General features: G+C 74.0%; 10 protein-coding genes. 6 read left to right on the top strand and 4 right to left on the bottom strand.

Translation table 11 applies throughout. From position 1 onward, the window contains the following. Window positions 1-74 precede the first annotated feature (74 nt). Window positions 75-2,708, top strand: coding sequence for a CHAT domain-containing protein (locus V6V16_RS22505; protein WP_334565030.1), 2,634 nt, complete (start codon window positions 75-77; stop codon window positions 2,706-2,708). Between the two features lie 28 nt (window positions 2,709-2,736). Here the strand turns inward: V6V16_RS22505 and V6V16_RS22500 are convergent, their stop codons facing one another. The 3 genes from V6V16_RS22500 to V6V16_RS22490 form a co-directional block, all read right to left on the bottom strand. Next, the gene (locus tag V6V16_RS22500) at window positions 2,737-3,369 is read right to left on the bottom strand and encodes a hypothetical protein (RefSeq protein WP_334565028.1); all 633 of its coding nucleotides are present in this window, start codon (window positions 3,367-3,369) and stop codon (window positions 2,737-2,739) included. Between the two features lie 241 nt (window positions 3,370-3,610). Further along, on the bottom strand, window positions 3,611-4,189 hold the full coding sequence (locus V6V16_RS22495) for a hypothetical protein (RefSeq protein WP_334565026.1): 579 nt from the start codon (window positions 4,187-4,189) through the stop codon (window positions 3,611-3,613). Between the two features lie 32 nt (window positions 4,190-4,221). After that, window positions 4,222-4,839 carry a hypothetical protein gene (locus V6V16_RS22490; RefSeq protein ID WP_334565025.1) on the bottom strand — a complete coding sequence of 206 codons (618 nt, stop codon included), beginning with the start codon at window positions 4,837-4,839 and terminating at the stop codon, window positions 4,222-4,224. Between the two features lie 265 nt (window positions 4,840-5,104). Here V6V16_RS22490 and V6V16_RS22485 point away from each other — a divergent pair, with 265 nt between their 5' ends. The 3 genes from V6V16_RS22485 to V6V16_RS22475 all read left to right on the top strand — a co-directional run bounded on the left by V6V16_RS22485 (window position 5,105) and on the right by V6V16_RS22475 (window position 9,213). Further along, window positions 5,105-5,554, top strand: a complete 450-nt coding sequence (locus tag V6V16_RS22485; RefSeq protein WP_334565024.1) for a Fur family transcriptional regulator — start codon at window positions 5,105-5,107, stop codon at window positions 5,552-5,554. After that, window positions 5,555-7,831, top strand: coding sequence for a catalase/peroxidase HPI (gene katG, locus V6V16_RS22480; RefSeq protein ID WP_334565022.1), 2,277 nt, complete (start codon window positions 5,555-5,557; stop codon window positions 7,829-7,831). 173 nt (window positions 7,832-8,004) lie between these two features. Beyond that, complete coding sequence (locus tag V6V16_RS22475) at window positions 8,005-9,213, top strand: hypothetical protein (RefSeq protein ID WP_334565020.1); 1,209 nt, start codon at window positions 8,005-8,007, stop codon at window positions 9,211-9,213. 22 nt (window positions 9,214-9,235) lie between these two features. Here the strand turns inward: V6V16_RS22475 and V6V16_RS22470 are convergent, their stop codons facing one another. After that, window positions 9,236-10,105, bottom strand: a complete 870-nt coding sequence (locus V6V16_RS22470) for an AraC family transcriptional regulator (protein WP_334565018.1) — start codon at window positions 10,103-10,105, stop codon at window positions 9,236-9,238. A 343-nt stretch (window positions 10,106-10,448) separates the two neighbouring features. Here V6V16_RS22470 and V6V16_RS22465 point away from each other — a divergent pair, with 343 nt between their 5' ends. Next, a complete protein-coding gene (locus tag V6V16_RS22465; protein ID WP_334565016.1) occupies window positions 10,449-11,303 on the top strand; it encodes a M23 family metallopeptidase in 855 nt (284 codons plus the stop codon). Window positions 11,304-11,887: 584 nt separating this feature from the next. Beyond that, the gene (locus V6V16_RS22460; RefSeq protein ID WP_334565014.1) at window positions 11,888-12,280 is read left to right on the top strand and encodes an SCO5389 family protein; all 393 of its coding nucleotides are present in this window, start codon (window positions 11,888-11,890) and stop codon (window positions 12,278-12,280) included. The last annotated feature ends 201 nt before the right edge of the window (window positions 12,281-12,481 follow it).

Below are 12,481 nucleotides of genomic sequence, written 5' to 3'. Positions count from 1 at the left end.
CGTCGCTCAGGCGACATGTCCGACGAACCTCGACGCGATTGACCGGGGAGCCCGACTGCGGGATTCTTCTCGGCATGGCCGACAGCGCCGTTTCCGGTGCCGTCACGGCCCAGGCCGCACTCGACGCCGTCCAGCGCTACCCGCGCGAGGCGATCGCGATCGGTCGGCGGGTCCTCGCCGCCGGCCACCCCGACGCCGACGAGCGGTCCACCGCCGAACGCGCCATCGGGCTGGCCCTGCGGGAACTCAACGACCTGCCCGGGGCGCTGCGCCACCTGCGCCGGGCGGTACGCGTCACCGGCTCGCCCCGGGTCAGGGCGCTGGCCCGGATGAGCCTCGGGTACGTCCTGGCCAACGCCGGACGCACCGGCGCGGCGCTGAGCGCGGTCACCCTGGCCCTGCCCCGGCTGACCGGCGCCGACGCCGGCCGGGCGAGGATGCAGCGGGGCGTCGTGCTGCACTACCGGGGGCGCTTCGACGAGGCGGTCCGCGACTACGGCATCGCGGTGGAGATCGCCCAGCGCGAGGGCGACCTGCTGCTGGAGGCGCGCGCACGCAACAACCGCGGGCTGCTCAACGCCCACCGGGGCACCAGTCGGGACGCCGACGACGACCTGTTCCGCTCCGCGGCCATCTTCAGTCGGCTCGGGCTCGACCTGGCCGCCGCCGACGCCCGCTGGAACATCGGCATCGCCGCCGGCCAGCGCGGCGACGTCGCGGGCGCGCTGCGCGGCTTCGCCACGGTCGACGACGAGTACCGCCGGCTGTCGGTGCCCCGCCCGGCGCTGCTGCTGGACCGGTTCGAGCTGCTGCTCTCGGTGCCGCTGGTCGACGAGGCGGTCGAGGTGGCCACCCGCGCCGTGACGGAGCTGCGGCGGCGGGGCATGGCCTCGGATCTGGCCGAGGCGCTGCTGGCCCGGGCGCGGGCGGCGCTGCTCGCCGGCGACCTGGACACCGCCACGGAGGCCGCCGCCTCGTCCCGGGCCCGCTTCCGCCGCCAGGGACGCCGCACCTGGGCCGCCTTCGCCCGGCACGTCGAGCTACGCGCCGAATTCTCCCGGGGCACCCGGTCGACGGCCCTGCTCACCGCGATGGTGCGTACCGCCGAGCAGCTCGACGCCACCGGCTGGCCCTCGCCGGCGCTGACCACCCGGATCGAGGCCGCCCGGCTGGCCGAGGCGATGGGCCGGCCCGTCCGGGCGGCCGAGCTGCTGGCGGTGGCGGCCCGCGCGCACCGCCGGGGCACCGCGCCCCACCGGGCCCAGGGGTGGTACGCGCTCGCCCTGCGCCGCCGGCTCGACGGTGACCTGCGGGGCGCGGCCCGGGCCCTGCGCCGGGGACTGGCGGTGCTCGACGGCCACCGGGCCTCCCTGGGCGCCACGGAGCTACGCGCACACAGCGGGGCGTACGGGCAGGAACTGGCCGCCGAGGGGCTGGACATCGCCGTCCGCACCGGCACGCCCGCCCAGGTGCTCGGCTGGGCGGAGCGCTGGCGGGCCAACGCCCTGCGGATGCGCGCGGTGCAGCCGCCGCGGGACCCCGAGCTCTCCACCGCCCTGGCCGAGCTGCGGATGGTCAGCACCGCGCTGGAGGACGCGCTGCTCGCCGGGCACCCGGTGCAGGCGCTGCGGCGCAGCCAGGGGCGGCTCGAACAGCGCATCCGGGAACTGGCCCGGGGAGCGGACGGCGGGGTCCGGGCGGTGGACGGCAACGGCCTGGTGGCACCGCCCGCGGTGCGCGCCCTCGCCGCCGCGCTCGGTGACGCCGTGCTGCTGGAGCTGGTGGCGCACGGGCCACGGCTGCGGGCGGTACTGGTCCGTGACGGCCGGACCAGCCTGCACGACCTCGGGCCGCTCGACGAGGCGGTGGGGCGGGCCCGCCGGCACCGGTTCGGGCTGCGCCGGCTGGTCACCACCGGCGACTCGGCCGGTACCCGGGCCGGCGTCGAGTTCGCCGCCACGGCGCTGGACCGGCAGCTCTTCGGACCGGTACGCCCGCTGTTGGGCGACCGGCCACTGGTGATCGTCCCGATCGGCGCGCTGCACGCCGTACCCTGGTCGGGCCTGCCGACCTGCGCCGGCCGGCCGGTGACGGTGGCCCCGTCGGCGACGGTCTGGCTGCGCGCCGTCGGTCGGACCGCCCCGGCCGGCCCGCCGGTGCTGGTGGCCGGGCCCCGGCTGCCCGCCGCCGAGACCGAGGTACGCCAGCTCGGCGCGGTCCTGCCCGGCTCGCGCCCGCTCACCGGCTGCGCCGCCACCGCCGACGCGGTCACCGACGCGCTGAACGGGACCGGGCTGGCGCACATCGCCGCCCACGGCACCTTCCGCGCCGACAACCCGCTCTTCTCCACCCTGGAGCTGGCCGACGGGCCGTTGACCGCGTACGAGCTGGAGCGGCTGACCCGCCCGCCGGGCTGCGTGGTGCTCTCCGCCTGCGACTCCGGCCTCTCCGGCGTCCGCCCCGGCGACGAGGTGATGGGCTTCACCGCCGTGCTGCTGGCCCTCGGGGCCCGCAGCCTGATCGCCACCGTGTTACCGGTCCCCGCCGACCTGACCACCGCGCTGATGCTGGACCTGCACCGGCGGATGCGCGACGGCGCCTCCCCGGCGGTGGCGCTGGCCGACGCCCAGCGCGCGTTCGACGCCGCCGGTGCCGGCGGCGCCGCCCACGCCACGGCCGCCGCCTTCGTCTGCTTCGGCGCCGGTTGAGATGCGGACGACCCCGCTCGTCCGGACGCTAATACTTCATGACGCAATAGACGACGGTGGGATTGGTGAATCGGTACCAGCGGTTCCATCTCTGGTCCCGCGTACAGCTGTTTCCGTTGGTGGCGCCGGGCACGATGTCGATGATGTGGACGGTGCCCTTCGCCTTGCATTTCGGCGCCCCGACGATCCAGCCGTCGCCCGTCGGAAACCGGTAGCAGCGCAGGCGCACCAGATGACGCTCCAGGCAGAGCCGATAGCCACGTTCGGTGAGGTACGCCGAGCCGGGGTCGGCACACGACCCCCGGGAGTAGTCCACCGAGACGACCCGGTAGGTGCCGCTGCTGCCGTTGCAGTTGCCGATGCCCTGGAAGCTGCCCGCCACGCTGACGACGATGCACTGCCCGATCCTCGCCGGCGGCGGGGGCGGAGCCGCCTCCGTCGTGGGAAGGACGGGCGGCGGCGAGTACGCCGGCTCGCGCGGCAGTTCCCTCGTCGTCCCGATCGGCCCGGGCAGGGGTCGCGCCGCGGGCTGACCCTGCTGGCCGTCCCTGGCCCTGAAGAGGGCCACCCCGCCCAGTGCCACCCCGCAGACGCCGAGCAGGCAGAGCGCCAGCACCGCGGCGACCACACCGATGATCAGGGGCGTGTTGCGCTTCGGCATCGCTGGCGGTGGCATCGGCGGTGGCGGTGGCGGTGACGGCATCGCTGGCGGTGGCATCGGCGGTGGCGACAACGGTGGTGGGGCCCCGAGCGCTGGTGGCGTGGAGGTCGGCTGGCCGGGCTCGCTCGGCGGCGGAGGCGACGTCACCCGCAGAGTGTCACACAGCCTCGCCCGGCCGCCCGTCCCTCCGTCCTGTGTGGTGCGACGCCGCGATCGGTGCCCGTTTCGTCCGCCGACGGGATCAGACGCGGGAGACGAGCACCTTCGCGACCTGCCGGGCATCGGCCAGGTTCTCGGCGTCCGAGCCACCGCGGGAGTAGACGTCGATCTGGACCGTGCCGTGCAGGACGTATAGGTGGCCGGAGTGCCAGAAGGCTTCCTCGCCCACCCCGTCCACCGGCTTGGCGGCGGCGACGGTGACGCCGAAGTCCGCGGCGGTGGTGCGGCTCAGGAAGATCGCGAGCTGGCCGCTCTCCTGCTGCCACTGGCAGAAGCGGGTGACGTCGCCGGCGTCGCCGTCCTCGTCCTTGCGGGTGACGTCGCGGCCGGTCAGGTCGACCACCTCCGCCTCGGTGAGCAGGGTGCATGGGTCGGGGATGGTGCCGGACTCCCGCACCGACCCCGAGCCACCGTCCCCGGCCCCGCCCGGGGAGGCGGCCGGGGCGTCCGGATCGGCGGTGCCTCCCGGGGCGACGGTGGCGGTCGGCTGGACCGGGGCGTCCGCCGTCGGGGCGGCACCTGTGGGGACTCCCGGCAGGCCGCAGCCTCCGGTGAGGGAGACGGCGACGAGGGCGGCCAGGGCGACGAGGCGGTGCTTCACGAGGTCTCCTCGGAGCGGTGGGGGTTTGCGGGTCAGCTGGTGCCGAGGCCCTTGTCGAGCACCTTGGCCGAGGCCTTCACGGTTGCGGACGCCACGGGCCCGCCGCCGACCGTGTAGAGCGCGTAGGTGTGCGTCTCGGTGCTGCCGACCTCGCCGGTGCAGGAGAAGAGGAACTCCTGCGAGCCTTCGAGATCCACCGGGCCGTACGTGCCAGGGGTGTTCGTCGGGTCGTCCACCGACAGGGCTCCGCCGGTCGCGCCGGTGATCTTCCACTCGATGACCAGGGGCACCGGGTCGGCGCGGAAGACGGCGGTGCCCTCGGCGCACTTCGGCTGCCGGGCGATGCGCAGGTGGACGATTCGCGGTCCGCCGGACTTGATGCCGGCCGGGTGCGACGGCTCGGCGGTGGCCGGGCCGCCGGTCGGTGGGGTGGCGGCCGGGCCGCCGGCCGGCGGCTTGGCGGCCGGGTACGTGGCGGCCGGTTCCGTCGGCGTCGAGGAGGGCGCCGTGGCGGGCGCCTCGGCGGCGGAGGAGCCGGCCGGAGCTGGCGCGTGGGCGTCGCCGGTCGGAGCGACCGGTCCGGGGGCGCACCCCGCCACCGTCGCGGCGCTCAGCAGGAGGATGGCGGCTGACCTGGTGAATCGGATCACGTGCCGAAGGATGGACGGCGACGCCAAAGAAACCCCAAAGGGCGCGTCGGCTCAGCCGTCGATCAGCGCCGCCACCGTCTCCCCCAGGGTCGTCGCTGTCGCCTCCGGGTAGGCGCGCGCCACCTCCGCCGGCCCCAGCCCGTTCGGTGGAGGCGACGGGCCTGCCGGTGTGGTCCCGCTTCGCCGCCCGGTCCGCGCCCGGGGTGCACGGTCGAGCCGAAACAAAACTTGATTCATTCCAAAAGAGTGGACTAGATTTCATCGCGTGACGTCCGACTTCGAGACCCAGCTGCGGGCGGTCTCGTTGCGCGTGACCCGGCCCCGGTTGGCGGTGCTCGCAGCGCTGCGCGACCATCCGCACGTCGACACCGACACCGTGATCGCGCTGGTACGGGCGGATCAGCCCACGGTCTCCCACCAGGCGGTCTACGACGTGCTGCGGGCGCTCACCGACGCCGGTCTGGTGCGGCGCATCCAGCCCGCCGGCGCGACCGCCCGGTACGAGTCCCGGGTGGGCGACAACCACCACCATGTCGTGTGCCGCTCCTGCGGCGCGATCGCCGACGTCGACTGCGCCGTCGGCAGTGCCCCCTGTCTCACCGCCTCCGACGACCACGGCTTCTCGGTCGACGAGGCGGAGGTCGTCTACTGGGGCACCTGCCCCGACTGCGCGACCGACGCACCTCCCAGTGACCCGCCAGTTGGAAGGAAGTAGATGAGCGACACCCAGGACAACGCACCCTCCAGCGCGCAGGGCGTGGACAAGAAGGCGGCGGCCGGCTGCCCGGTCGCGCACGACTCCGTCACCGCGCACGGCAGCGAGAGCGAGAACCCGGCGATCGACTCTCCGACGCCGAAGACCGGAGGTCGTCCGCGCACCAACCGGGACTGGTGGCCCAACCAGCTCGACCTCTCGGTGTTGCACGCCCACTCCGCCAAGGGCAACCCGCTGGGAGCGGACTTCAGCTACGCCAGGGAGTTCGCCAAGCTCGACGTCGAGGCCCTCAAGCGGGACATCGTCGAGGTCCTCACCACCTCGCAGGACTGGTGGCCGGCGGACTTCGGCCACTACGGCGGCCTGATGATCCGGATGAGCTGGCACGCCGCGGGCACCTACCGCATCGAGGACGGCCGCGGCGGCGCCGGCGACGGCGGGCAGCGGTTCGCCCCGCTCAACAGCTGGCCGGACAACGCCAACCTCGACAAGGCCCGCCGGCTGCTCTGGCCGGTCAAGCAGAAGTACGGCCAGAAGATCTCGTGGGCCGACCTGCTCGTGCTCGCCGGCAACGTCGCCCTGGAGTCGATGGGCTTCAAGACCTTCGGCTTCGCCTTCGGCCGGGAGGACGTCTGGGAGCCCGAGGAGATCTTCTGGGGTCCGGAGGACACCTGGCTCGGCGACGAGCGCTACGCCTCCGAGAAGGAGGTGGCGCCCGGCGTCGGGGCGACCGAGATGGGGCTCATCTACGTCAACCCGGAGGGCCCCCGCGGCAACGCGGACCCGGCCGCGGCGGCGCACTTCATCCGCGAGACCTTCGCCCGGATGGCGATGAACGACGAGGAGACCGTCGCCCTCATCGCCGGTGGCCACACCTTCGGCAAGACCCACGGCGCCGGCGTCGCCGACGGTCACGTGGGTCCCGAGCCCGAGGGCGCCCCGCTGGAGGCGCAGGGCCTGGGCTGGCTGAGCACCTACGGCAGCGGCAAGGGCGGGGACACGATCACCAGCGGTCTCGAGGTGACGTGGACCGACGTGCCGACCCAGTGGAGCAACCGCTTCTTCGAGATCCTCTTCGGCTACGAGTGGGAGCTCACCACGAGCCCCGGCGGCGCGAAGCAGTGGGTCGCCAAGGACGCCGAGGCGATCATCCCGGACGCCCACGACCCGGCGAAGAAGCACAAGCCGACGATGCTCACGACCGACCTGTCGCTGCGCGTCGACCCGGCGTACGAGAAGATCTCGCGCCGCTTCCTGGAGCACCCCGACGAGTTCGCGCTGGCGTTCGCCAAGGCCTGGTACAAGCTGCTGCACCGCGACATGGGCCCCGTCAGCCGCTTCCTCGGGCCGTGGGTCCCCGAGGCCCAGCTGTGGCAGGACCCGGTGCCGGCCGTCGACCACGAGCTCGTGGGTGACGCCGACGTCGCCGCCCTCAAGGCGAAGGTCCTGGAGTCCGGCCTCACGACCGCCCAGCTGGTCTCCACCGCCTGGGCCTCGGCCGCCAGCTACCGCTCCACCGACAAGCGCGGCGGGGCCAACGGCGCACGGATCCGCCTCGAGCCGCAGCGCAGCTGGGAGGTCAACGAGCCCGCCCAGCTCGCGACGGTCCTGGACGCCCTGGAGGGCATCCGGCGGGAGTTCAACGAGGCCGGGGGCGCGAAGATCTCGCTCGCGGACCTGATCGTGCTGGCCGGCTCGGCCGCCGTCGAGAAGGCGGCGCGCGACGCCGGCGTCGAGGTGACGGTGCCGTTCCACCCCGGCCGCACCGACGCCACCGAGGAGCAGACCGACGTCGAGTCCTTCCGGGTCCTGGAGCCGCGCGCCGACGGGTTCCGCAACTACCTGCGTCCCGGCGAGAAGACCCAGCCGGAGGTGCTCCTCCTCGACCGTGCCTACATGCTCAACCTGACCGCGCCCGAGATGACCGTCCTCGTCGGCGGTCTGCGCTCCCTCGGGGCCAACGCCGGCGGCGTCCGGCACGGCGTCCTCACCGACCGGCCCGGCCTGCTCACCAACGACTTCTTCGCCAACCTGCTCTCCCCGGGCACCCGGTGGAAGGCGTCGGAGTCCGACGAGCACGTGTACGAGATCCGGGACCTGGCCACCGACGAGGTGAGGTGGACCGCCACGGCGGTGGACCTCATCTTCGGTTCCAACTCGCAGCTGCGGGCCCTGGCCGAGGTCTACGCCAGCCAGGACGCGCGCGACAAGTTCGTCACCGACTTCGTCACCGCCTGGACCAAGGTCATGGAGCTCGACCGGTTCGACCTCGCCTGATCCGGCTACGCCGGACGAGCCCCGGTCGGTCCACCAGCGATCGACCGGGGCTCGTCCGCGGCCGGCCCCGGCTGTGCAGCCGTACGGTCGGGTGCCGGGCGGCTGCTCCCCGACGCCCGCGTGCCGGCACGTCGGATTCGCTCCGACGCCCTCGGTGCTCCTAGCATCGGGCGATGCGCTCGTCCTCGCTGGTCGCCCTCCTCGTCCTCGGTGTCGCCGCGGCGACCCTGCCCGCCTGCGGCCCCGCCGATCCCGCCCCGGTGGCCTGGCAGCCGGGCCCGTCGACCGCGCCGGGGGCGCCGTCGGCCGGTGGGCAGGGGGTCACCCCCGGCCGCTCCGGCCTCGGCGGCCCGGGCGCGAGCCCGAAGCCGACCGCCCCGCCGGCCAGGACGCTCGCGGCGGGCAACCCGAACGGCGGTGCCGCCGTACCGGCCGAGGGGCGGCCGGTGGACACCTCGAAGCCGACCCGGACGATCGGTACCGGCACCCCGGCGAGCTGCACCTCGGCGGCGGTGGTGAAGGCCGTCGCGGCCGGCGGTCTGATCACCTTCGACTGCGGGCCGGCCCCCGTGACGATCAAGATGACGGCCACCGCGAAGGTGCGCAACGACAAGGGACCCCGGGTGGTGCTGGACGGCGGCGGCAAGGTCACGCTGAGCGGTCAGGGGCGCCGCCGCATCCTCTACATGAACACCTGCGACGGTGCCCAGGGCTGGACCACCTCGCACTGCCAGAACCAGGACCACCCTCAGCTCACCGTGCAGAACCTGACGTTCGCCGACGGCAACTCCACCGGTGACAGGGCCGAGGGGGGCGGCGGCGGGGCGATCTTCGTCCGTGGCGGGCGGTTCAAGGTGGTCAACTCACGCTTCGTGCGCAACCGCTGCGACCGCACCGGCCCCGACCTGGGCGGCGCGGCCATCAGGGTGCTCAGCCAGCACGAGAACGAGCCGGTGTACGTGGTACGCAGCACCTTCGGCGGCGCGACCGGCCAGGGCGGCTCCTGCGCCAACGGGGGCGCGCTGAGCAGCATCGGCGTCTCCTGGGTGGTGCTGAACAGCGTGTTCAGCCACAACGAGGCGGTCGGCCGCGGCGCCAACCCGGCCAAGCCCGGCACGCCGGGCGGCGGCAGCGGCGGCGCGATCTACTGCGACGGCAACGAGTTCAGCGTGCGGATCGCCGGCACCGTCATCAGCGGCAACAGGGCGAACGAGGGCGGCGGGGCGATCTTCTTCGTCAGCAACGACCGCAGCGGCACCATGTCGATCGAGAAGTCGACCCTGCGCCGCAACCCGAGCGGCGCGTTCGAGACCCGGGGCTACCCCGGCATCTTCTTCCTCGGCGCCCGCAACCCCGCCACCCCCGGCTCCAAGCTCAGCTGACGCGACACCCCCGCGGGGGACGTCACGCCGGTTCGACGGGCAGCCACAGCTCGCAGGTGGCGGTGCTGAAGTCGTCCGCGCGTTCCAGGACCGCGACGATCGAGGGGCCCGGCCGCAGACGCCACGGGTTGGAGGGGAACCACTCGGTCGCGGTCGCGGCCCAGGTCGTCTGGAGGGCCTGCGGGTGCGGGCCGGAGGTGCGGAAGACCGCCCACCTGCCCGCCGGCACCTCGATGGCGTCGAGGCCGTCGGGCGCCGGCGCGTCCGGGGAGACGGCGACCCCGTGCAGGTAGGTCAGCTCGCTGCCCTCGGTGCCGTCGGGGTCCAGGTCGTCGCAGACCTGCAGCAGGCCACCCGGTTCGGTGTCGCCGAGGGCCTTCAGCCGGGCGTGCTCCTCCCGCGGCAGCGTGGCGATGTGCTGCTGGATGTGCGGGTTGATGCCGTGGTGGATGAGCGGCACCCGAGCTGCGTGTCCGACGAGCCGGAACGCGGGGCGGTCGACGATGCGGGTGTCCATGGGGGTGCTCCCTTCGACGGTCAGGCGGAACCTGAGCTGCGGTTGTGTGCGAAGAGGGCCTCCGTCGCGGCGTACGTCACCGGGTCCGGCGCCGTGCACGGCCCGGAACGCGCGTCCGAACGCCTCGGTCGAGCCGTACCCGTGCCGGACGGCGATGCCCAGCAGATCGTCCCCGCCACGGACGACGTCGGCGGCGGCGACGGTCATGCGGCGACGGCGCACGTACTCCGACAGCGGCATGCCGGCCAACGACGAGAACATCCGGCGGAGGTGGTACTCGGTCGTGCCGAGCGTCCTCGCCAGTCCGTTGACGTCGAGTTCCTCGGCGAGGTGCTCCTCGACGAGGTCGACGAGCCGGTTGAGTGCCGAGATCATGGGGGCCTCCTTCGACGTCGAGCCTGCCCGAGGGGCCCTCTCCCCCGCCCGACCGCTGCGGTCCGATCCGATCACGTGTCCGGTCGCGGTGCCGGCGCGCGCGCACGCCCCGGACGGGTGACGGCGGCCGACCGCGTCGCGTCACCGTACGTCAGCGGCTGGTCAGGCGGCACGGACATCCATGTCCGCCTCTGGATCAGCCAGGATTCCGTCGATATGATCAAGCCGCCGTCCCGTGGTCGGGGCGGCGCCCGGCCGTCGCGGCCGCACCCGGAGGAGGAACCGTGCACGGATCAGGCGTTCGGGTGCCGCGACGGTTGCCCCGGTGCAAGCAGCTCGCCCGGTGAAGCCCGCAGCCACCCGGCACCCCGACGCGGCGGGTGCCGCCAGCGCGCCACCCGAGGGGCCGGTCGAGACGCGGGAGACGACCGTGCCCGGCGGCATCGGCCGCCGGCACCTGCTCGGCGTGATCACCGCCGCGCTCGCCGTCGGCGTCGTCCCGGAGGCGTGGCTCGCCGAAGCCGCCTACGGCGCCACGCCGCGATGGAACCGGCCCTTCGACAAGTGGGTGCCGATCACGTCGTCGTTCGGGCCGCGCTCCGATCCGATGACCAGCCAGGTCCGGCAGCACAACGGCACCGACTACAGCTACCCCGGGATCCTCGGCTACCCGGTCCGGTCGATCGCGGCCGGCACGGTGAGCAGCGTCGGCTACAACGCGAGCGGTTTCGGCCACAACGCCACGGTGACCCACGCCGACGGTTGGCGCAGCACCTACGCCCACCTGCGGGAAACGCCCGTGGTGCGGACGGGTACACAGGTCGCCGCCGGGCAGCACATCGGAAACGTGGGTTCGACCGGCCGCTCGACCGGTCCGCACCTGCATCTGGAGATCGTCCGGCCGAGCGGTCAACTGGTCGACCCCGAGTCGATCCTCGCCGGCGCCCCCCATGCCGGGTCCACCACGCACCCACCCGCGATTCTCACGAAGGACGGCCTGATGTACCTGATCTGGAGCACCGGCGGCACGGGTTACCTGGTCACCCCCAACCGCGTCATCGGGTTGCGGTCGATGGCCCACTACAACCTCTTCAAGCGGATCATCAACTCGAACCAGGCCGCGGACCAGCCGGAGGTCTTCAACGCGCTGGAGATCGACCAGATCAACGCGTACCTCAACGGGACCGTACCCGCCTGACGAGACGGCTCGCCCGGGCCGGCCCGCCGGCCCCGCCGGGCGGGGCGAGCCCTCGGGGCCACGCCTCGACCGGTCCACCGCCGTCGTCGGCGCGCTCCCGTGGTTCTTCGGCACGGCCAGCGCCGCGTCGCGCAACCGCGCGCCTCGCCGGCCTGTCGCCTTCGGTGAGCCCGTGCCTCAGCCTGCCCCCCGGCCGGCCGGTCGCACCGGGCCAGCAGCTCCTCCTCGCGCGTCCGCAGGGCGTCGAGGCCCTCCGCGGGTGGCCGCCGGCCGCGCGGGGACGCGGTCGGGGCGACTCCGGCGGTACGACTCTCCGGCACCTGCGGGGCCGTCGCCCCCACGTCGCGAGGGCGTCACGACCGGCAGCGAACCCCTCGGCGTAGCCGCCGGACGCCGCCGGGCAGGGGCGTCCAGCCCGGGAGGGCGTCAACCGGCACGGCCCGACGGAGTCTTCTTCCAGGCGGGCAGGGTTTCCCCAGGGAGAGGGATTCCGTTCCCGCACCGTTGACGAGACACCGGGCGGCATGATGTGCTCACTCTCTGCTACGAAATGAAAATCGTGATCGTTGTCTGTAAGGAGGACCATGTCTCTCACCGTCCCGTCCGCCCTGCTCGAAGCCGCCGAACGCGGGCCCGTCGACGACGCGGACTTCATCGCGTGCGTCCGCGAATCCCTGCCGTACGCCTGGCAGACCGTCAGCCGCGTCGCCGCCGAGGTGAACGCCTCGACCGACGACTTCGCCGACAACGCGATCCCTCCGGCCACCGAGGCCGAGCGGGGACAGCTGCTCCGGGCGCTGGCCAGCGACGCGATCCGAGGCGGCCTCGAACGGCACTTCGGCGTGAAGCTGGCGTTCCAGAACTGCCACCGGGTGGCCGCCTTCCGCCTCGCCGCGGTCGGCTCCGATTCCTACCGGCGCTTCGTGTCCGTACGGGGTCAGCTGCTCAACCAGTCGCCCGAGCTGCGCGACTGCTGATCCGTCCACCACCGGACGCCCGCCTTTCCGGCTCTCGGGCCGGCACCCGGCGTGACCGACGCCCGGGTGCCGGCCGGAGCGTGACGCGGTGACGTCACCACCACGCCTCGCGCACCGTCCGCCCACCGGCGGCGAGCCGGCCGGCGGCGAGCCGGCCGGCGGCGAGCCGGCCGGCGGCGAGCCGGCCGGCGGCGAGCCGGC

It is taken from the genome of Micromonospora sp. CPCC 205561, assembly GCF_036906775.1.
GTDB lineage: Bacteria > Actinomycetota > Actinomycetes > Mycobacteriales > Micromonosporaceae > Micromonospora.
The sequence above is the reverse complement of the archived record's forward strand: the minus strand, read 5'-3'. Positions and strand labels throughout refer to the sequence as shown.